The sequence below is a fragment of the Xanthomonas cannabis genome (genome assembly GCF_040616535.1).
Taxonomy (GTDB): Bacteria; Pseudomonadota; Gammaproteobacteria; order Xanthomonadales; family Xanthomonadaceae; genus Xanthomonas; species Xanthomonas cannabis.
This window is the reverse complement of sequence record NZ_CP136580.1, coordinates 1,526,125-1,545,657: the sequence shown is the minus strand read 5'-3', so window position 1 is coordinate 1,545,657 and position 19,533 is coordinate 1,526,125. Positions and strand designations below refer to the sequence as shown.

11 protein-coding genes are annotated in these 19,533 nt (G+C 63.0%); 6 read left to right on the top strand and 5 right to left on the bottom strand.

Features of this window, described 5'->3' with window-relative positions; all coding sequences use genetic code 11:
* Window positions 1-78: 78 nt before the first annotated feature.
* Genes RZV17_RS06590 through RZV17_RS06575 form a run of 4 tightly spaced genes read right to left on the bottom strand, consistent with a single transcriptional unit; the run spans window position 79 to window position 4,748 of the window.
* Window positions 79-1,272 (bottom strand): enoyl-CoA hydratase/isomerase family protein, encoded by a 1,194-nt coding sequence (locus RZV17_RS06590; RefSeq protein WP_355608092.1) that lies wholly within the window; start codon window positions 1,270-1,272, stop codon window positions 79-81.
* Window positions 1,257-2,054, bottom strand: a complete 798-nt coding sequence (locus RZV17_RS06585; protein WP_184439918.1) for an enoyl-CoA hydratase — start codon at window positions 2,052-2,054, stop codon at window positions 1,257-1,259. Before RZV17_RS06585 ends, RZV17_RS06590 begins: the two co-directional genes overlap by 16 nt.
* Entirely contained in the window at window positions 2,051-3,232 is a 1,182-nt protein-coding gene (locus RZV17_RS06580; protein ID WP_355608089.1) for an acyl-CoA dehydrogenase family protein, read from the bottom strand. Before RZV17_RS06580 ends, RZV17_RS06585 begins: the two co-directional genes overlap by 4 nt.
* A gap of 10 nt (window positions 3,233-3,242) precedes the next feature.
* On the bottom strand, window positions 3,243-4,748 hold the full coding sequence (locus tag RZV17_RS06575) for a CoA-acylating methylmalonate-semialdehyde dehydrogenase (protein WP_355608086.1): 1,506 nt from the start codon (window positions 4,746-4,748) through the stop codon (window positions 3,243-3,245).
* Window positions 4,749-4,881: 133 nt separating this feature from the next.
* On the opposite strand from RZV17_RS06575, the gene RZV17_RS06570 reads away from it, so the two are divergent.
* The 6 genes from RZV17_RS06570 to RZV17_RS06545 all read left to right on the top strand — a co-directional run bounded on the left by RZV17_RS06570 (window position 4,882) and on the right by RZV17_RS06545 (window position 16,554).
* Window positions 4,882-6,267 (top strand): short-chain fatty acyl-CoA regulator family protein, encoded by a 1,386-nt coding sequence (locus RZV17_RS06570; RefSeq protein ID WP_355608083.1) that lies wholly within the window; start codon window positions 4,882-4,884, stop codon window positions 6,265-6,267.
* A gap of 366 nt (window positions 6,268-6,633) precedes the next feature.
* Entirely contained in the window at window positions 6,634-9,324 is a 2,691-nt protein-coding gene (locus RZV17_RS06565; protein WP_355608081.1) for a TonB-dependent receptor, read from the top strand.
* 336 nt (window positions 9,325-9,660) lie between these two features.
* Window positions 9,661-10,872: an arabinogalactan endo-1,4-beta-galactosidase gene (locus RZV17_RS06560; protein WP_355608078.1), complete on the top strand. Its 1,212-nt coding sequence runs from the start codon at window positions 9,661-9,663 to the stop codon at window positions 10,870-10,872.
* Window positions 10,869-13,436 carry a beta-galactosidase GalA gene (gene galA / locus RZV17_RS06555; protein WP_355608075.1) on the top strand — a complete coding sequence of 856 codons (2,568 nt, stop codon included), beginning with the start codon at window positions 10,869-10,871 and terminating at the stop codon, window positions 13,434-13,436. The genes RZV17_RS06560 and galA overlap by 4 nt, the downstream gene beginning before the upstream one ends.
* A 984-nt stretch (window positions 13,437-14,420) precedes the next feature.
* Window positions 14,421-15,443: a hypothetical protein gene (locus tag RZV17_RS06550; RefSeq protein WP_355608072.1), complete on the top strand. Its 1,023-nt coding sequence runs from the start codon at window positions 14,421-14,423 to the stop codon at window positions 15,441-15,443.
* A 514-nt stretch (window positions 15,444-15,957) separates the two neighbouring features.
* Window positions 15,958-16,554, top strand: a complete 597-nt coding sequence (locus RZV17_RS06545; RefSeq protein WP_184369730.1) for a hypothetical protein — start codon at window positions 15,958-15,960, stop codon at window positions 16,552-16,554.
* A 392-nt stretch (window positions 16,555-16,946) separates the two neighbouring features.
* Here the strand turns inward: RZV17_RS06545 and RZV17_RS06540 are convergent, their stop codons facing one another.
* On the bottom strand, window positions 16,947-18,875 hold the full coding sequence (locus RZV17_RS06540; protein ID WP_355608068.1) for an alpha-L-fucosidase: 1,929 nt from the start codon (window positions 18,873-18,875) through the stop codon (window positions 16,947-16,949).
* Window positions 18,876-19,533: the final 658 nt, after the last annotated feature.

Genomic DNA, 19,533 nt, shown 5'->3' with positions numbered 1-19,533 from the left:
GCGATGGCGCGCGGCGCCGGAGCGACGCAGGCGATGACTGCGGCAGGCGCGGTGGCAAGCCTGCAGCACACGCGGTGGCTAAGCCTGGCGTGCACGCAGATCTGCCAGCGGATGCTGCGCCGCCGACCAGGGTGCGGTGAAAAAACCGGCAGCCCACTGCGCGTCTGCCTCGCCCAAGGTGGCCGGCTGCCAGTGCGGCTGGCGGTCCTTGTCGATCAGCAGCGCGCGGATGCCTTCGGCAAAATCGCCGTGCGCGGCGGCATGCAGCGCAACCACGTACTCGATGCGAAACGTGTCGGCCAGTGCCGCGGTGTCGGGATGACGATGCAGCTCCCACGCCAGCCGCGCCGACCCTGGCGCACCTGCCGCCAGGGTGCTGCGCGCGGCCTGCAACCAGGCATCTTCGCTTTGCAGGGCCACGATGGCAGCAACAACCTGCTCCAGCGATTCGCCAGCCACCAGGTCTGCAATCAGCTGCGCATGAAGCTGCAGCGGACCGGGCTCCATCGATTGGGCGATGCCGTGCAGAAACGCACTGAGTTGATGGCGATCGTCGTCGGCATGGCCTGTCCATGCATGTGCGCTCAAGGCATCCAGCACCGCCGCATACTGCGCGTGCTCCAGGCGTACATCGGCCAGCCCGGCGTAGATGGCGTCGCTCGCGTCGAGCGGCGCGCCGGTGAGCGCCAGAAACAGCCCGGCGCCCTGCGGCACGCGGCGCAGCAGCCAGCTGCCGCCGACATCGGGAAATAGACCCACACTGATCTCGGGCATGGCCAAGCGCGAACGCTCGGTGACCACGCGATGACTGGCGCCGGACATCAGCCCGATGCCGCCGCCCATCACGATGCCGTGGCCCCAGCACAGCAACGGCTTGGGATAGGTGTGGATGCGATAGTCCAGCCGATACTCTTCTTCGAAGAATGCCGCGGCGTGCGCATTGTCCTGCGGCCTTGCCTGTCGCAGCGCAGCGTCGGGTGCCGCGTCGCGATGCGCGCGCATGCTCTGGTACAAGCCATGCAGATCGCCGCCGGCACACAGCGCCTTTTCGCCCGCGCCGCGCAACACGACGCAAGCAATCCGAGCGTCATCGGCCCACGCACGCAATTGGGTGTCGAGCAAACGCACCATCTGCAACGACAGGCCATTGAGCGTCCTGGGTGCGTTCAAGGTCGCAATGCCGATGCAATGCCCGTCGGTGCACTCGCGTTGCTCGAACAGGACCGGTGCCTGGTCAGCCGTGCCGGTCTCCACCATCACCGCGCGCTCCATTGCGGTGCGCGTTTTTCCAGGAATGCTGCAACACCTTCGGCTTGATCGGCGTGCTCGAACAGGTCGACGAAGGCTTCGCGCTCTGCAATCAGTGCGGCAGCATGCGTGCCGTGGCGGGTGGACTGCACCAGCCGCTTGCAGGCCGCCACACTGGCCGGGCTTTGCTTGCCGGCACGCTGCGCCCAGGCGAGGGCCAGCGCGCGCGATTCGCCCTTGCCCACCACCTCCTCCACCAATCCAATCCGGTGCGCGGTGGGGGCATCGATGCGTTCGCCGAGCAGGATCATGCGCTTGGCCCAGCCCTCGCCCACCAGACGCGGCAGGTTCTGGGTGCCGCCTGCGCATGGCAGCAGGCCGACGCTGGCTTCGGGCAAGGCGAGCTGTGCGTGTTGCTCGGCGATGCGCAGATCGCAGGCCAAGGCGCACTCCAGTCCGCCGCCCATGGCATAGCCGTTGATGGCGGCGATCGAGACGCCGCGGAAGGCGCTCAAGGCTTCGAAGGCTTCGCCGAAGCGGCGCGCAGCTTCACGCGCGTTGGCCTTGTCGCCATCGGCAAATTGCTTGAGGTCGGCACCGGCGCTGAAGAACTTGTCGCCTTCGCCGGTGATGACCAGCGCATACACGCTGCGGTCGGCATCCAGTGCGCGCACCAGGTCGCGCAAGGCCGCCAGGCTGTGCACGGTCCAGGTATTGGCCGGTGGATTGCTGAGCGTGACGATGGCCACATGGCCGTCGCGCTGCATCTGCAAGCCGGTATGGGCGTGTGCTTCCCAGTCGCTCATCGCAGTTCCTCCTCGCCGTTGAGCAGGTGACGCGCCACGATCATGCGCATCACTTCGTTCGTGCCTTCCAGAATGCGATGCACGCGGCTGTCGCGCAGCAGGCGCTCGATCGGATATTCGCGGATGTAGCCGTAGCCACCATGGATCTGCAGGGCGTCGTCGCAGATGGCAAAGCCGGCATCGGTGGCGAAGCGCTTGGCCATCGCGCACCACACCGTGGCATCGTGGCTGCCGGCATCGAGCTTGCGTGCGGCGGTGTGCACCATCTGCCGCGCGGCCACCAGTTGCGTTGCCATGTCGGCCAGCTTGAACTGCAGCGCCTGGAAATCGGCCAGTTTCTTGCCGAACTGGCGGCGCTCGCCCATGTAGCGACGCGCGGCGTCCAATGCGCCCTGCGCGGCCCCCAGCGAGCAGGCGGCGATATTGATGCGGCCGCCGTCCAGGGCCTTCATCGCCATCTTGAAGCCCTCGCCTTCCTTGCCCAGCAGATGGCTGGCGGGGACGCGCACGTCGGTGAAGGTGATGCCGCGCGTGGGCTGGCTGTTCCAGCCCATCTTTTCTTCCTTACGGCCGTAGCTGATGCCAGGCGCGTCGGCCGGCACCACGAACGCGCTGATGCCGCGGGCACCGTCGTCGCCGGTGCGCGCCATCACCACCAGGACATCGGTGGCGCCCGCGCCGGAAATGAAGGCTTTGCTGCCGTTGAGCACGTAGCTGTCGCCGTCGCGCTGCGCACGCGTCTTGAGCGACGCTGCATCCGAACCGCTGCCCGGTTCGGTCAGGCAGTACGAGCCCAGCCTGGCGCCGCTGGTCATCGCCTCGCCCCACTGCGCGCGCACCGCGTCGGTGCCGTAGCTGGCAATCAGCCAGGTGGCCATGTTGTGGATGCTGATGAAGGCCGACGTGGATGGATCGACCGTGGCCAGTTCCTCGAACACCACTGCCGCATCGAGCCGGCGCATGCCCAGGCCGCCCACGCCTTCGTCGGTATAGAGGCCGCAAAAGCCGAGTTCGGCGGCCTTGGCGATCGCCTCGCGCGGGAAGTGGCCTTCCGCATCCCATTGCGCGGCATGCGGGGCAAGTTCCTTGTCGGCGAAGTCGCGCGCGGCGGCGCGGAAGGCTTCCTGCTCGTCGTTCAGATCGGCCGCGTTGGGGTGTAGCTGGATGGCTGCATTCATGGCGATCGGGTCACTTGAGAGAGATGGTGGTGTTGACGCCGTGGCCCAGCGTTTCGTCGTCGAACCAGCGCGCAGTCACGGTCTTGGTCTGGGTGTAGAACATCACCACCTGTTTGCCGTACGGGCCCAGGTCGCCGAGCTTGGAGGCGCGCGAGCCGGTGAACGAAAACAGCGGCACCGGCACCGGAATCGGCACGTTGATGCCGACCTGGCCCACATCGATGTCTTCCTGGAAACGCCGCGCGGCCGCACCGGATTGGGTGAACAATGCCGTGCCGTTGCCATTGGGATTGGCGTTGACCAAGGCGATGGCTTCGTCCAGCGTGGCGGCTTCCAGAATCACCAGCACCGGTCCGAAGATTTCTTCGTCGTAGATGCGCATGCCGGGTTTGACGCCGGAGAAGATGGTCGGGCCGACAAAGTTGCCCTGCTCGAACCCCGGCACGCTCGGGGCGCGACCATCCAGTTCCAGCGTGGCGCCCTGCTCCACGCCGGAGGCGATCAAGCCTTCCACCCGCTCGCGCGCGGCGCAGGAAATCAGCGGGCCAACCTCGGTGCCCGGGGCGTTGCCGGCGCCGATCTTCAAGCCCTTGGCCTTGGCCACCAGCTGCGGGATCCACGCGCGCGCTTCACCCACCAGCACCAGCGTGGACGCCGCCATGCAGCGCTGGCCGGCAGCACCAAATGCGGCACCGACCATCGCATTGAGGGTCTGCTCCTGGTTGGCGTCCGGCAGCACCACGGCGTGGTTCTTGGCGCCCATCATGCATTGCACGCGCTTGCCGGCCAGCGAGGCGCGGCGATAGACGTGCGTGCCCACCTTGGTGGAGCCGACGAACGACAGCGCCTTGATGTCCGGGTGATCGCACAGCGCGTTGACCACGTCCTCGCCGCCATGCACGACGTTGAGCACGCCCTTGGGAATGCCGGCTTCCAGCGCAAGTTCCACCAGCCGCATGGTCACCATCGGGTCCTGCTCGGAGGGCTTGAGCACGAAGGTGTTGCCGGTCGCGATGGCCATCGGGAACATCCACAGCGGAATCATCGCCGGGAAGTTGAACGGGGTGATGCCCGCGCACACGCCCAACGGCTGCAGCAGGCTGTAGGTATCCACGCCATTGGCCACGTTGTTGGCCAGCTCGCCCAGCTGCAGGTTGCCGATCGCCGCGGCGTGCTCCACCACTTCCAGCCCACGGAACACATCGCCTTCGGCATCGGCCAGGGTCTTGCCCTGCTCGGCGCTCAGCAGCGCGGCCAGCTCGGGCATGTGCTCGCGGATCAGCTGCTGGTACTTCAGAAAGATGCGCGCGCGCGTGCCGATCGGCGTCTTGCGCCAGCTGGTGAAGGCGCGGCTGGCCGCAGCCACTGCCGCGTCCACTTCGGCGGTGGTGGCGAACGGCACCTGCGCCAGCACCGACTGGTCGGCCGGATTGACCACGTCCTGCCAACGGTCGCTGGCAGAGATCACCAACTCGCCGTCGATCAACAGGGACACGCGGGGGACGGATTCGCTCATTGCAGGCTCGCTCGAAGAAGACATCGGGCCGGACGGCCCAGTGCTTCGCATTGTTCGCAGCGCGCACTCGCATTCCCAGCCAGCATCTGCTTAATCGCGCTAAGCTGGCGGCACAATTTTGCGAATCTTGCGAATGCCCCAGTCGCAGTCTCCGTTACGCCACCAGCTTGGCCTGCGCCTGCAGCGGCTGCGTCAGCGCCACGGCCTGACCCAGGCCGAGCTGGCGCGCCGGCTAGGGCTGTCGCCGAGCTATCTCAACCAGATCGAGCGCAACCAGCGCCCGCTCACCCTGGCGATCCAGCAGCGGCTCAAGGCCACGCTGGGCGATCTGGACGGCCTGCTGGACCTGGACGACCCGGCCGCGCTGGTCGAACCGCTGGACGAATCGCTGCGCAGCCTGGGCCATACGCTGTCGCCGGCCGAGCTGCGGGCGCTTACCGGCAACCTGCCGCAGGTGGCGCAGGCGCTACTGGACCTGCATCGCGCCCACCAGCAGCTGCTCGAGCGCAATGCTGCGCTGGAGGTGCAGATCGGGGTGGAGCACGCCGCCCTGCCCTCGCTGTCGCCCGGCGAACAGGTGCGCCACTACTTCAACCGCGCGCACAACTACCTGCCCGAGCTGGATGAACATGCCGAGGCGCTGTATGCCGAACTGGGGCTGACCCCGGAAAACCTGCCGCTGCGGCTGCGCCAACGGCTGGCCGACCGCCACGGCCTGCTCGTGCAGGAGGCCACCGACCTGCAGAGCGACAAGCGCGCCGTGGATGCGCAGGCGCGCGTGCTGTGGCTGCCGGCGCATCTGCGCCCCGGCCAGCAGGCTTTCCAGATGGCCGCGCAGCTGGCATTGCTGGAATGCGCACCGTTGCTGGACGCGCGCATTGCCGATGCCGGCTTCGCCGATGCCGAGCGCATCGCGCTCTCGCGCATCGGGTTGTCCAATTATTTCGCCGGCGCGCTGGTGATGCCGTACAGCCAGTTCCTGCACAGCGCACAGCGCTCGCGCTACGACATCGAATGGCTGGCGGACCGCTTCGGGGTCGGCTTCGAGGCGGTGTGCCATCGGCTCAGCACCCTGCAGCGACGGGGGGCGGCCGGGCTGCCGATCTTCTTCATGCGGGTGGATCGGGCCGGCAATGTCTCCAAGCGCCACTCGGCCACCGACTTCCATTTCTCGCATGTCGGCGGCGCCTGCCCGCTGTGGATCGTGTACGAGGCATTCAACCAGCCCGACCGCATCCTGACCCAGATTGCGCGCATGCCCGACGGACGCCGCTATTTCTGGCTGGCGCGGCAGGTCAGCAGCGGCGCGCCGGGCTATGGCCGCCCGCGCAAGACCTTCGCACTGGCGATGGGATGCGACCTGCGCCATGCCGACCAGTTGGTGTATGCGCGCGGCTGGGATCTGGGCGCGGTGGACGATGCGGTGCCGATCGGCCCGGGCTGCCTGACCTGCGAGCGCAGCGATTGCGTGCAGCGCGCCTTCCCTGCACTGCCCCGGCTCGCCGCCAGCACACGGTAGCGGCGAGACCACGGTGCCAGGCGGCACCCTGGGCAACTTCGGCTGGCCGAACCGGCACCCACCGCGGAAGTGTGACCAAGCAAGCGCTAGCGCTGCAGTGCAGCATTCCAAGCTGAGATAGCTGCCGCAAAATGCTTCATTGGAATGGAATGACTCGCGCTTCTACCCTGAAGCGGACACATGCAGGACAAGGGGACGCCAGCGCGACATCGTTCGCCGCAGCGCCACAGCAACCAACGCTCCAGTAACACCGCACCGCACCACTCCGCCATGCCCGCTCGGCCGCGCCAGACCCATGTCGGCGCCGGTGGGCCACGGCAGCTACCACCACTCATTCGGTCACTTTGTCCTGGGAGGGATCAACCGATGCCTGTTCACCACACCGGCCATTCGGCCAGCCGGCGCCTGCGCCGCACGCCGGTCCGCGACGTCCTCTGCACCACCATCGCCCTGGTCCTGGCCACCGCCTTCAGTGCGCAGGCCCAGGACACCGCGCCTGCCGCGCCGCCAGCCACCGGCAGCAGCAGCGCCGCCAGCGGCCAGGCGCCGGTAACCCTGGACAACATCACCGTGATCGGCCAGCGCGCCAGCCTCAACCAGGCCGTGCAGACCAAGCAGATGTCCGATCACGTCATGGAAGTGATCTCGGCCGACAACATGGGACAGATGCCCAATGTCACCGTGGCCGAAGCGCTGGTGCGCCTGCCCGGCGTCAACGGCACCCGCGACCGCGGCAACGAAAGCCTGGCCACCGTGCGCGGCCTGGGCCCGCGCATGACCATGGGCACCGTCAACGGCCGCGAGATCGCCTCCTCCGAACCCAACCGCGCGGTGCGCTGGGAAGTGTTTCCCACCGAGATCGTCTCCACCGTCAAGGTCTACAAGACCCAGTCGGCGGATCTGGTCGCCGGCGGCCTGGCCGCCACCGTGGACATCTCCACCATCAGTCCGCTCGACTACACCGGCCCCGGCTTCGTCGGCACCGCCGGCCCGGTGTTCTACGACCACGCCAAGGATGTGGACGGCTACAACCCGTGGGGCAGCCGCCTCGGCGCCAGCTGGGTGCACAAGATCAACGACAACCTGGCGGTGGCGCTGGGCGCCACGTATCAGAAGCAGAAAAACGCCAACTCCTCGATCGGCAGCTGGGGCTATACCGATGCCGCCACCTCGCGCGATGTGGATGGCGACGGCACCGTGGACCCCACCCCTTTCGGCGCAGCCGACCAGCTCAAGCTGACCGAGCAGACCCGCACCGGTGCGATGGGCACCGTGCAGTGGCGCTCGGGCAACTTCGAACTCAAGTTCGACGGCCTGTATTCGCGCATCGAGATCGACGAAGACCAGTTGCAGAACTGGTTCAACGGCCTGGCCTTCAGCACCTTCTCGACCGGCGCCAATCCGTACACCACGCCGGGCTCCTCCTACACCATCGTCGATGGCGACGTGGTGGCCGGCACCCTGGCCAATTCCAACCTGCAGGTCGACCATGTGGTCAGCCACTACAACGAGGTCAAGACGCTGACCGCCGGCGGTTTGAACGCCAAGTGGAGCGGCGATGTGTGGACGCTGGGCAGCGACCTGTCGTTCTCGCAGGCCAAGCGCGACAACACCTGGCAGGCCGTGCGCTTCGGCAGCAACCCGGACACCGTTTCGTTCGATTTCCGCCGCAGCGTCACTCCCACCATCAGCACCAGCTCGGACACGCCCGAGTGGGGCATCAACGGCCAGACCGAGCCGCAGGCGCTGCGCGACAAGATCGCCGCGCTGGCGCTCAACGCCAGCCGCGCGGTGGACGCAGGTCCGTTCAATTCGCTGGAGTTCGGTGCGCGCGCGGCACGACGCGAAAAACAGAACCGCCGCTTCATCGGCAACCAGTCCGGATTCGATCAACCGATCGCGGCATACCAGGACCTGATCTATCCGGTCACCATGCCCGACTTGAACGTGCCCACCCTGACCGGCGGCAACATGGCCGAGATCGCGCGGGTGGGCTTTGGCGGTTTCGATCCGGGCACGCTCGACGAACAACTGCTCGACCATTGGAACGTCAAGGAAGATGTGCGCGAAGCCTTCGCCAAGGCGGTCTTCAGCTCGCAACTGTTCGGTACCGATGTCACCGGCAATGTAGGCGTGCGCCTGGTCAACACCAAGACCACCAGCGACGGTTTCGATTCGGTGGGCAGCACCATCCAGCCCAGCACCGACAGCAAGGAATACACCGACGTCCTGCCCAGCGCCACGCTCAATTTCCTGATCGACGACCAGCGCATCCTGCGCTTTGCGGTGGCCAAGGTCATCGCGCGTCCGCCGCTGGACGAGCTGCGCACCGGCCGTCGCCTGGACGACCCCAGCGTCACCGTCGGCCAGCTCACCGGCAGCGGCGGCAACCCGCAGCTGGACCCCTTCAAGGCCACCCAGGTCGACGTGTCCTACGAGTGGTACTTCCATAAGGAAGCCTTGGCGGCGTTGGCGGTGTACCGCAAGGAAGTGGATTCCAGCATCGGCTACCGCACCGACCGCGAAATCATCAACGGCCTGGATTACCTGGTCAGCGCGCCCTTCAATGGCGGCGGCGGCCATATCAACGGTGTCGAACTCACCTTCCAGACGCCGTTCTATTTCATCCCGCACATGGAAAATTTCGGCGTCTACTCCAACTTCTCGTTGGTGGATTCCAACCTCAAGGAATTCTCGCCCGAAGACAACCCGCTGCCGCTCAGCGGCCTGGCACGCAAGACCGGCACCTTCGACCTGTGGTACAGCAACGGCACCTTCGAAGCGCGTGTGGGTTACAAGTACCACAGCCCCTACACCGTGGTGTACGGCTGGAATGCCGCGCGCCTGGCACGCCTGCAGAGCGAAGGCACGGTGGATCTGAGCCTGAACTGGCAGTACAGCAAGCAGCTGGGCTTCCGCTTCCAGGCCGGCAATCTCACCAACGAGCCGCTGCGCGCCTACACCGACAACAAGCCCAATCGTCTGGCCAACCAGGACGATGGCGGCTACCAGGTGTTCGGCCGCCGTTACCAGCTGGAAGCGACCTACCGGTTCTAAGCGCCGTCAACAACACAGTGGCGCTCACCGCAAGGCGGGCGTGCTCGGTGCTCGATGTTCGGTGCGGCAGATACCGCTCGTACACTGAGGTGCTGAGCGCACCGCCAGCACCGGCCTGACGACCGCTAAGTTTTGTTGGCCACCCTATGCGTTGCCAGATCGGCTGCGAGCACTTGAACGCAGCCAATCCGATCAACGCGCATCTGCACAAAGCAGCAGCCGCAGTGTGGACTGCAATCTGCAATCCACGTTTGGATTCTGCACAGCGGCCGTGCAGCAGCGCGGTTGCCTGCGGCATGCTGTCACCTGCTCCACGTTTATCAGTCGAGGAATTGCATGCGCTCACCACGCCGTCTCTGGACGCCCGCGCTACTGGCGCTGGCCATTTCCACCTCCGCACACGCCGGCCGGGCGCCGGCCACGCTGTATCTCGGCGCGGACCTGTCCTACGTCAACGAGATGGAGGAATGCGGCGTGCAATACCGCGAGAACGGCGTGGTCACCGATCCGTTCGAACTTTTCCACGCACATGGCGCCAACCTGGTGCGGGTGCGCCTGTGGAACGATGCGCGCTGGACCAAATACAGCGACCTGTCCGACGTCAAGAAAACCATTGCGCGTGCGCGCGCGCAAGGCATGCAGGTGTTGCTGGACCTGCACTACTCCGACGATTGGGCCGACGGCGAAAAACAGCTGATTCCCAAGGCCTGGGCCAGCATCACCGACACCGACGAGCTGGCGCGCACGCTCTACGGCTTCACCTACGACACGCTCAGCGCACTCGACCGCGCCGGCCTGATGCCGGAGCTGGTGCAGGTGGGCAACGAAAGCAATTCCGACCTGATGGACAGCACGCCGTGGGACAAGAAGCGCCCGATCAACTGGCAGCGCAACGCCAAGCTGTTCAATGCCGGCATCAAGGCAGTGCGCGACATGAGCGCGCGCTCCGCCATCAAGCCGCGGGTGATGCTGCATATCGCCCAGCCGGAAAATGTGGAGCCGTGGTTTGCCGCGGCCACCAAGGCCGGGGTCACCGATTTCGATCTGATCGGCATCAGCTACTACCGCAAGTGGTCCACCCAATCGATGGCGCAGCTGGGCAAGACCATCAAGCGCCTGCGCGGGCGTTACGACGCCGATGTGGTGGTCGTGGAAACCGCGTATCCGTGGACGCTGGACGCCGGCGACACCTCGCATAACCTGCTCGGCGAAGACTCGCTGATTGCCGGCTACCCGGCCACACCGCAGGGCCAAGCGAAGTACATGGTCGATCTCACCCAACTGGTCATCGATACCGGTGGCGCCGGCGTGGTGTATTGGGAACCGGCATGGACCAGCAGCAGTTGCAAGACGCGCTGGGGCACCGGCTCGTCATGGGAAAACGCCAGCTTCTTCGACTTCAAGCACGGCAACGAGGTGCTGCCGGCGATCGACTTCATGCGCCACCCGTACACCGGTGTGCCTGCGTCGCGTAAGCCCAACGCAAGCGAACATGCTGCGAGTACACCAGACCGTTCCGCAGAAGCCGGCAAAAGGACGCAACCATGAGTGGCATCAATCGGCGTGAGTTGCTGCGCGGCATGCTGGCCAGTGGCATGAGCGCCGCATTGCCGGTGGGCACGGCCGGTGCACTGGTGTCTGCCGGCGCTACGGCTGCCCCGGCCGCTGCAAAAGACACCCCAACACCTGTGCCGTTGGGCGATGCAGCGCTGGCGCCGCGTGAGCGACTGCTGTTCGACTTCGGTTGGCGCTTCCACCTGGGCCACGCCAGTGATGCATCGCGCGATTTCGAGTTCGGCACCTTTCAGCGCAGCTTCGCCAAGGCCGGCAAGGACACCGCCACCGCCGCGCAACTGGCGTTCGACGACAGTGCCTGGCAGCAGGTAGACCTGCCACACGACTGGGCCGTCAGCCTGCCATTTCGGCAGGAGCCGATCTCCGCCGCCATGACCGAGGAAGACCCGGCCGCCGCACATGGCTACAAGCCACTGGGCACAAGCTTCCCGGAAAACAGTGTGGGTTGGTATCGGCGCACGCTGCAGATTCCGGCAAGCGATCTGGGCAAGCGAATCTGCCTGGTGTTCGACGGTGTGTTCCGCGACTGCATCGTGTTCTGCAACGGCCATATCGTCGGCCGCAATGCCAGCGGCTACTGTGGCTTCGAAGTCGACCTCAGCGAGGTGCTCGACTATGGGAAGCCCAACATCATCGCCATTCGCGTGGATGCCACGCTGGGCGAGGGCTGGTTTTACGAAGGCGCCGGCATCTACCGGCACCTGTGGCTGCAGAAGACCGACCCGCTGCATCTGCCGCAAGATGGCGTGTTCGTGCGCAGCACCGTGCAGGACGGCAACGCCACTGCGCAGCTCTCCACCGAGGTGCACAACGACGGCACAGCGCCACGCCAATGCGTGGTGCAGGCGCGCATCACCGCACCGGATGGACGCACCGTTGCCCAGGCAGCCAGCGCAACCATCACGGTTGCGCCGGGCCAGGTGCAGGTCGTCGAACAGACCCTGCCGCTCGGCCAGGCTGCGCTGTGGTCGATCGACACCCCGCAGCTCTATAGTTTGACTACCAGCGTGCACAGCGATGGCAAAGCGGTCGATGCATTGGTCACACCGTTCGGCGTGCGCAGCATCGCCTTCGATGCGCAGCGCGGCTTTTTATTGAATGGCGCACCGCTCAAGCTGCACGGCACCAACAATCACCAGGACCATGCCGGCGTCGGCACCGCCATCCCGGACGCCTTGCACGAATGGCGCTTGCGCCAGCTCAAATCGATGGGCTGCAACGCCTACCGCAGCTCGCACAATCCGGCCACACCGGAATTGCTCACGCTGTGCGACCGGCTGGGCATGTTCGTGATCGAAGAAACCCGGCGCATGTCCACCGACCCCGAAGCCATGGGCGAACTGGAGACGATGGTACGGCGCGGCCGCAATCATCCCAGCGTCATCCTGTGGTCGCTGGGCAATGAAGAACCGCAACAGGTCACGGAGCGCGGCGCACGTATCGTCGCCCGCATGCAACAACGCGTGCGCCAGCTCGACCCCACACGCCCCACCACCTTTGCCATGGATAAGGGCTTCGGCGATGGCGTCGGCCAGGTGGTCGATGTGGTGGGCTTCAATTACCGCACCAGCCAGATGGACGGCTTCCACGCCCAATACCCGCACATTCCAATCTACGGCAGCGAAACCGGCAGCACCGTGTCGGTGCGCGGCAACTACCAGCGCGACGACAAACGCGGCTACACCCGCGCCTACGACCTCGACCACCCCTGGTGGGCCAGTACCGCCGAAGCGTGGTGGAGCTATGTCGCGCAGCGCCCGTACATCGCCGGCGGCTTCATCTGGACCGGCTTCGACTACCGCGGCGAACCCACGCCCTACAACCGCTGGCCGAATGTCGCCTCGCAGTTCGGCGTCCTCGACAGCTGCGGCTTTCCCAAGGACAACTACTGGTACTACTGCGCGCAATGGACCAGCGAGCCGGTGCTGCACCTGTTCCCGCACTGGAACTGGGACGGCCTGCTGCAAGCCGACGACAACGGCCACGTACAGGTCTGGTGCCACAGCAATCTCGAAGCGGTCGAACTGCTGGTCAACGGCGTCAGCCAGGGCCTGCAGCAGGTGCCCGCCTATGGCCACGTTGAATGGCGCGTGGCCTATGCGCCCGGCGTGATCGAAGCGCGTGGCTATCGTGCAGGCAAGCTGGTGCTCAGCGAACGCCGAGAGACCGCCGGCAAGCCGGCCGCGATCTGCCTGAGTTGCGACCGCGAAGCACTGCGCGCAGATGCGGAAGACGTAGCCGTGGTGAAGGTGGAAATCGTCGATGCGCAAGGACGCCTGGTGCCAACCGCCGACAACCACGTGCAGTTCACCGTGCGCGGCCCCGCACGCCTGATCGGCGTCGGCAACGGCGACCCCAGCAGCCACGAGGACGACAAGGCGCCGCAACGCAAGGCGTTCAATGGGCTGTGTGCGGCGCTGGTGCAGACCACGCGCACGGCTGGTGACATCGTGTTGCAAGCCAGTGCGCCAGGCCTGGCACCGGCCACCTTGCGCGTGAATATCGAAGCGGCTGAGCCACGCGCGTCGGTTGCATGATGCGAACCGTGACAGCAACTGGGCACGGGGTCTGACTGCCGTACGATGCTAACGGCCGAGAATGGCCGCCAGCACCGTACGGCCAATCCGCGTCACCGAAATGCCCATGCGCTGAATTGGGGCAGCTCGTAATTCCCACTGGCTTGTCCGCAAATGCGGGGGTCTTTCTGCGCAAATTTCAGTGGCGCCGACACCTTGAACAAAGGTTGCGAAGATTCTTCCAAAAAAAATGCACACCAACCGAAAACTTCATACGGTTGCATTTCAATGCACGGCATCTAAGCCACTTTCGAGCGAACATGCCGATTACACATCCGATATAGTTCGATTCTGCATACCAAGCTTTGCCAAATTGATCCAGACAACCTCCGATACATCGTAAAAACGCGAATGACATCGCATTTCTCACTTTTATATGTCTCGCCAAGACAAGGTCGCTTCCCGAGTTCAGTACTGCACATCACACCAGCGACCTCATAATATTCCAGTTATAGAATTGATATAACTTCAGTAACCTCATTTATCTTTATACGTTACCCCTTGTGTCATGCGATGACATTTAACCGGGCGTGGCAGGCCGTATTTTAACGCCATACAACGAATCGCCCCTGCAAACTTACTCGACACCGCAGCACGTAAGAATGCGCATCCACTTGACCCAGTTAATATTCGGCGCGAAAGCTGCGTCGCTTAGACCCCGAAATAATGGCGCTACATCATTTCAGTAAAATACTCAATCATTTAACTCAAATCCAACTGATAGTTGGAAAAATTCTTTACACACAAGAAGATCATCGTCGCTCCCACTCCTCTTGAACCGACATCTTCAACTTAACTGATCAAAGTTGTCCATGCGGCGCAGTTATAAGGACCTCCCCACGGACGTACGCTAACCCCACGCGAAACGCATGAATGCACACCTTGTCCAACTAGATCACTAAAAGTGAATAATCAACAAATTCTATTCAGACGCGCTATCACGACATGAATAATCCAACGTCAAAGAGAATTATGCGCCTCCCAATCGTCATCCTTGGGAGTGCACTGATCAGTGCAGCGGTCTATTCATATCAGCACAGCTCCCAAAGCACTGTGGCACTAGCTGCCGGCGCAAGTAACAACAGGAGCATTGAAAATCATCACAAGGCCACGAACCATCGTGAAGCCGGTCAGTCCAGAACAGAAATTCGACAGTCATACGACAGTGACTTCACCATGCATGAAGGCACAAAGCCATTTACGGCAGCGGATGTTCAGTCCCATCTGAAGAATTTCTTTTCTCGCTTCTATGCAGACCCGCCGATGTCTCGCGCGGAGCGCAGTGCATTTGCCGCACAATTATCAGCTGCCATTGACGCCAATCCAGAGACAAGAAAAGCTGTTGCTGAATTCTACAGTCAGATGCCCGCCAAGGATGCAATGGATCGGGACATCATGCGAAACATGCTAGCGCTAAGCGATGACGGCAGGTCCATGCTCCTGGATGAAGCTAACAGAATCTGGGATAGCAAAGACAAGAGTCTGTATGCGCATATGTACGAGACCTATTCGAACATGCCGGGTCAAGCCTCGCGAAGCGTTCTAGCTAACGCAGTGTCAAGCCTCAACGACCGCAGTACCGATACGCGCACAGCGGTAGCTGCGTTGAACTTTATCGGTACGATCGAAAAGGATGACTCCGCCGACGCTGGCAAGTTGCGATCAAATACGGTGTCTCAGTTGAACTCAATTGTAGTCGGCAACAGCGAAGAAGTCGTACGCGGTCTGGCGGCGCAAAAGATCTATCGGCTTTCATCACCGGAGAGCGCCGCAGATGCAGCGGTGGGTTTCCTGGGACACGCAGCGAATACCTCTCTGGTCATGCAGACGCTTGACTCGATCAACAGTGGTGACGTCGAGTTGACACCCCCACTCCGATCCGCGCTAACAAACGTGGTGGCTCGGCCGTCGGCGTCGAACCAAGAACGCGAGCGATTTAACGAGGTAATGGCATCAGGCCATAGCTAGATAATCCACAACCGGACGCTCCACAGCACAACTCAATGCAATTCAAATATTTTCTTAGATCGAAAATTTTAGCATACGAACCACTTCGCGAACAGAAGAATATCCGCATGAAACCGAGCTTTACCGAATAAAACCATTTCACTCGGCCACCAAGATCGAATTCTGAAATATCAGCACACTAGAATCACTGCCTAAATGTGGCGCGACATTCAGCCCCACGTGATGACGACCAGCCACTTCATTCAATAAATAATAGAATATGATCGAATTATGCTCCACCCCTCTTCGATGTAATTGCTCCATGCCGCTAGCAATGCGCACCAGATATTAACTAATCTTATTCTAGCGCTGGCCAATTGGTGCCGCGCAATTTCATATGCAATAAAACTCGCCCAATAATTTTGCAGTTGGCTGTTGAACTTGCGGAACCTTTGCCGCGCCTCTTATTTTATTTTATCTCGCACACCATCCCATACAAGCGGTACCACCCAAAATATTTTCAGAGGACTGAAGAATGTCATTTTCCCGAAATAAGTTTTTACCAGTCGTTCTTGCCTCTCTCACGACTATCGGCATGGCGCAGGCAGCCGAACTCACAACTTCCTTTCAAGGATGGTTAGGGAAAAATCAGAAGTCGGAGTTCGTCGATGCATCACGATGGGCCTCTTGCTACAACAACGGGGGCGGGGAATGTGTTGTCGTATCACTAACATCTGGTACCAGCCAGTGTTACGAGCAATCGTTTGATATGGGCGTTGGTTATGAGCTCCCAGCACCCGGGGGCTGGGGTCCGTTCTCGTTGAGCGGCAGCAAAGGTTATAGCTGGAGCTCATGTCACGAACGCAGTGAAACTACGCAGTGTCAGCCTAAGCCCGGGTTCAAGGGCCGTGCAGCGGTCTTAATGGGTGAGCGCTGGGGTACGCTCAAGGCAACGGGTGGAAAACCGTATCGCTACGATCACGATGGCACTTGCCCGCAGCACTGGAGTCATACTGCAAGGGCAGGCTTCAAGTTTCTGATATCTCAATGCGAATACTCGGGCGGAACATTTACCAAGGACGGTTATCTCCCGGAATTTGAAAATCTGACATGTGATTACGAAAAGATTTAAGGGCTTCTTTGAAGGCCCGGCGACGAATCTGTGAATTTTTTACGTGAGCAGGTACTGAAGCCGCAGAAGCCCGTGCTTGCTTAGTCCAGCAAGCACGGGCCTGTCAACGCAGGCTTCCCTCTTTGAACGTACGCAGGTTTACTCAATCGTCGCCAACAGCCTCACTATCTGAGCGAGCCCTAACTCAATCTCATGCAACGACATGCCATCCGCGCCTAGTCGCAGATGCTGCGGGCATGTATAGGGGGCAGGGTCAAGACTCAGGGCACAGCGTGACGCGAATACGTGATCTCTCTCCAGCGCTTCGCCTGATGCATCTAGAGCCTGCGAAGCAGCCTAGCCATAGCAACGCACCTCCCCCGCAACGCACGGCCGCGAGGGATCGCAAGCCCTCATCGCAAACGCGAAAACGCACCAATCCCCGCAATCGCCAGTCGCTCGGCAGGCACCGCGGTTTCCGCGAACGACAGCCGCAGGTAGCGGATCTGGCGGACTTCGGGGAAGTTCAACCGCTGGGTCGAGAGCGCATAGGCGATATTGGACAGCTCGCCGGCACCGGCGGGCTGCCACTGCCGGCCATCTTCACTGGTTTCGGCGCGATAGCCTTTCGGCGGCGCCGCACCGTTCATGACCGTGCGCGAGGGCGTGAGGCTGAAACCGGCAACCTGACGCAGCGCACCCAAGTCGATGGTCACCTGCACGGGGTGACCCTGGGTGGGAGCTGGCGTGATCCAGATCGTGCTGGCATCGTCGTCCAGCAACGTATCCGCCCCTGGCGCGCTCGCCTCGACGATGCGCCAGCCAGCGCTGGACAGCACGTCCGGCGCGGTCGCCGTCGGCCGCGCGACCGGCACCGGCGCAACCGCGCGGAACAACGCGAATTCGCTGATCGCCGGGCACACCGGGGCCTCAAGCACGACCAGGCGCACCCGGCGCGCAGCGATCGGGCGATCCAGCCGCAAGATGCGCTGCGCACCGATGCACTGCGCTTCTGCCAGCCGCCGCCATTGCCCATCGGCCTCGGCCTCGACTGCGAAGCGGGTGACGCGCACGCCCAGCGGCAGGTATTCGCGTAGCCGGATCAGATCGAAGCTGTGCACTGCCGACAGCTCCAGCGTCAGCGTTGGCGTGGTGACCGCGTCCGGCGTAGACCAGTAGCTGTCCGGCTGGCGGTCGAGCACGCGCGCCGGCTCGAACCCGTCACCGCGTGACGCACTGGCGCTGGCCTTGGCGCCCTTGGCCAGATCGATAGCGAAGCTGGCGCGAATGGCGTCGCCGAAACTCTGCAGCACCGCCACGTCGTGGTCGGAAATGCGGCCGCGTCGGTCGGGCGGGAGATTGAGGTTCATGTTGGTGCCGCGCGCAACCGAGGTGTCGAAATAGCGCACCAGGTTTTCCGGGCTACGCACCTTGCCGTCTTCATCGGCATGGTAGAACCAGCCCGGGCGGATCGACGTGTTGGTTTCAGCTGGCCACCACAGCGCCCCGCCGCGCACGCCGGAATTGCCGTTTTCCTGGGTGTACGGGGCATTGGGCATGGTCGGCCAGCTCGGATCGCCAGCGATGCCGTCCTCGTTGCCGCCCCAGCGGATATCGGCGCCGAGTGGGTCGAAGGTGCAGGCCATTGGTTGGTACTGGTGCACCAGCTCGATCATCCGTGGCCAGTTGTAGTACGCCGGCGCGTCGATCTTGCGTGATTCGCGTACGCCACCGTAATAGCCGTCACCGCCATTGGCACCGTCGAACCAGAACTCGAACAGGTCGCCATAGCCGGTGCAGAGTTCGACGATCTGTTTGCGGAAATAGTCGATATAGCCGGGGCGCCCATACTCGGCGTGGTTGCGATCCCAGGGCGAGAGGTAAAGTCCGAACGCCAGGCCAGCGCGTCGGCACGCCGCTGCCATTTCGCCGACGATGTCGCCCTTGCCATTCTTGTAGGGCGAGTTGCGAATGCAATGCTCGGTCAGGCGTGTCGGCCAAAGACAGAAACCATCGTGGTGTTTGGCCGTGAAAATGAGTCCTTTCAGATTGCCGGCCTTGGCTGCTGCGACAATTTGATCGGCTGAAAAATCGCTGGGATCGAACTTGCGCGGATCCTCGTCGCCGTAGCCCCATTCCTTGTCGGTGAAGGTGTTCATCGCAAAATGCACGAAGGCGTATTGCTCCCACCGATGCCACCGCAGCTGGCGTGCGCTGGGCACTGCGCCCCACGGCACCGGCCCGTTGGCGCGCGGCGTCTGCGCGATCCGGGCCGCTGATGTACTGAAGCTGGCGGCAGCGGCCGCCACACCCGTGGCAAGAAAGGTACGACGATCGATCATTGGCGCCTCCAACATTGCACAAGCTTCGATCTTAGCTTTTCCAAAGACGAAAGAGTTCCAACCCTGAAGCGACACGCGTGGGTGCAAGGCACGGCACATATACACGCAGGCCCTGCACAGATTGCGTTGACGCGCGTGCCAGCAACTGCGCGCATTCGTGGCTTGGCGGCCGATGACCTCGGCCTGCGCCGTATCGTTGGTGCTCGCATGTCCATGCTGTTTCCGCATGCCAAGCGAGCTCCGCGAACAGGACAAGCAATGGCTGTCCAAAGACAATCAGCATCGTCCGCACGACAGCTGGGGCGGACTGACATGTGCCAAGTATTGGCTTCAATAGTGACCGTAATCTGCTTGTTTTGGCTGACACTGACTTGCCGGGAGCCCACAGGCCGCCGCCTTTCAGCAACTGCATTGGCTGATCGGGCCACCCTCTCCGGCAGCGGAACAGCCTGGCCGGTGACACACGCGGCAGCGGGGATGCTGCAGTCATCTTCTGCCGCAGAAGCATGCTTAAGCGATCCGGCAATGGCAAAGCACTCGACGAGATCAGTGTCTTGCAGCGCTCTGCCAAGCGCAAGGCAACTACAGCGTGACCCCCGCCGGAGATGCGACACGCCAGTGCATGGCACACCGCAACCGCGGTCCCTTCTCCCGCCTG

Bases quoted from the DNA above. Each gene is read 5' to 3' on its own strand.
- RZV17_RS06590 (WP_355608092.1), bottom strand. From the start codon at position 1,272: ATGGAGCGCGCGGTGATGGTGGAGACCGGCACGGCTGACCAGGCACCG.
- RZV17_RS06585 (WP_184439918.1), bottom strand. From the start codon at position 2,054: ATGAGCGACTGGGAAGCACACGCCCATACCGGCTTGCAGATGCAGCGC.
- RZV17_RS06580 (WP_355608089.1), bottom strand. From the start codon at position 3,232: ATGAATGCAGCCATCCAGCTACACCCCAACGCGGCCGATCTGAACGAC.
- RZV17_RS06575 (WP_355608086.1), bottom strand. From the start codon at position 4,748: ATGAGCGAATCCGTCCCCCGCGTGTCCCTGTTGATCGACGGCGAGTTG.
- RZV17_RS06570 (WP_355608083.1), top strand. From the start codon at position 4,882: ATGCCCCAGTCGCAGTCTCCGTTACGCCACCAGCTTGGCCTGCGCCTG.
- RZV17_RS06565 (WP_355608081.1), top strand. From the start codon at position 6,634: ATGCCTGTTCACCACACCGGCCATTCGGCCAGCCGGCGCCTGCGCCGC.
- RZV17_RS06560 (WP_355608078.1), top strand. From the start codon at position 9,661: ATGCGCTCACCACGCCGTCTCTGGACGCCCGCGCTACTGGCGCTGGCC.
- galA (WP_355608075.1), top strand. From the start codon at position 10,869: ATGAGTGGCATCAATCGGCGTGAGTTGCTGCGCGGCATGCTGGCCAGT.
- RZV17_RS06550 (WP_355608072.1), top strand. From the start codon at position 14,421: ATGAATAATCCAACGTCAAAGAGAATTATGCGCCTCCCAATCGTCATC.
- RZV17_RS06545 (WP_184369730.1), top strand. From the start codon at position 15,958: ATGTCATTTTCCCGAAATAAGTTTTTACCAGTCGTTCTTGCCTCTCTC.
- RZV17_RS06540 (WP_355608068.1), bottom strand. From the start codon at position 18,875: ATGATCGATCGTCGTACCTTTCTTGCCACGGGTGTGGCGGCCGCTGCC.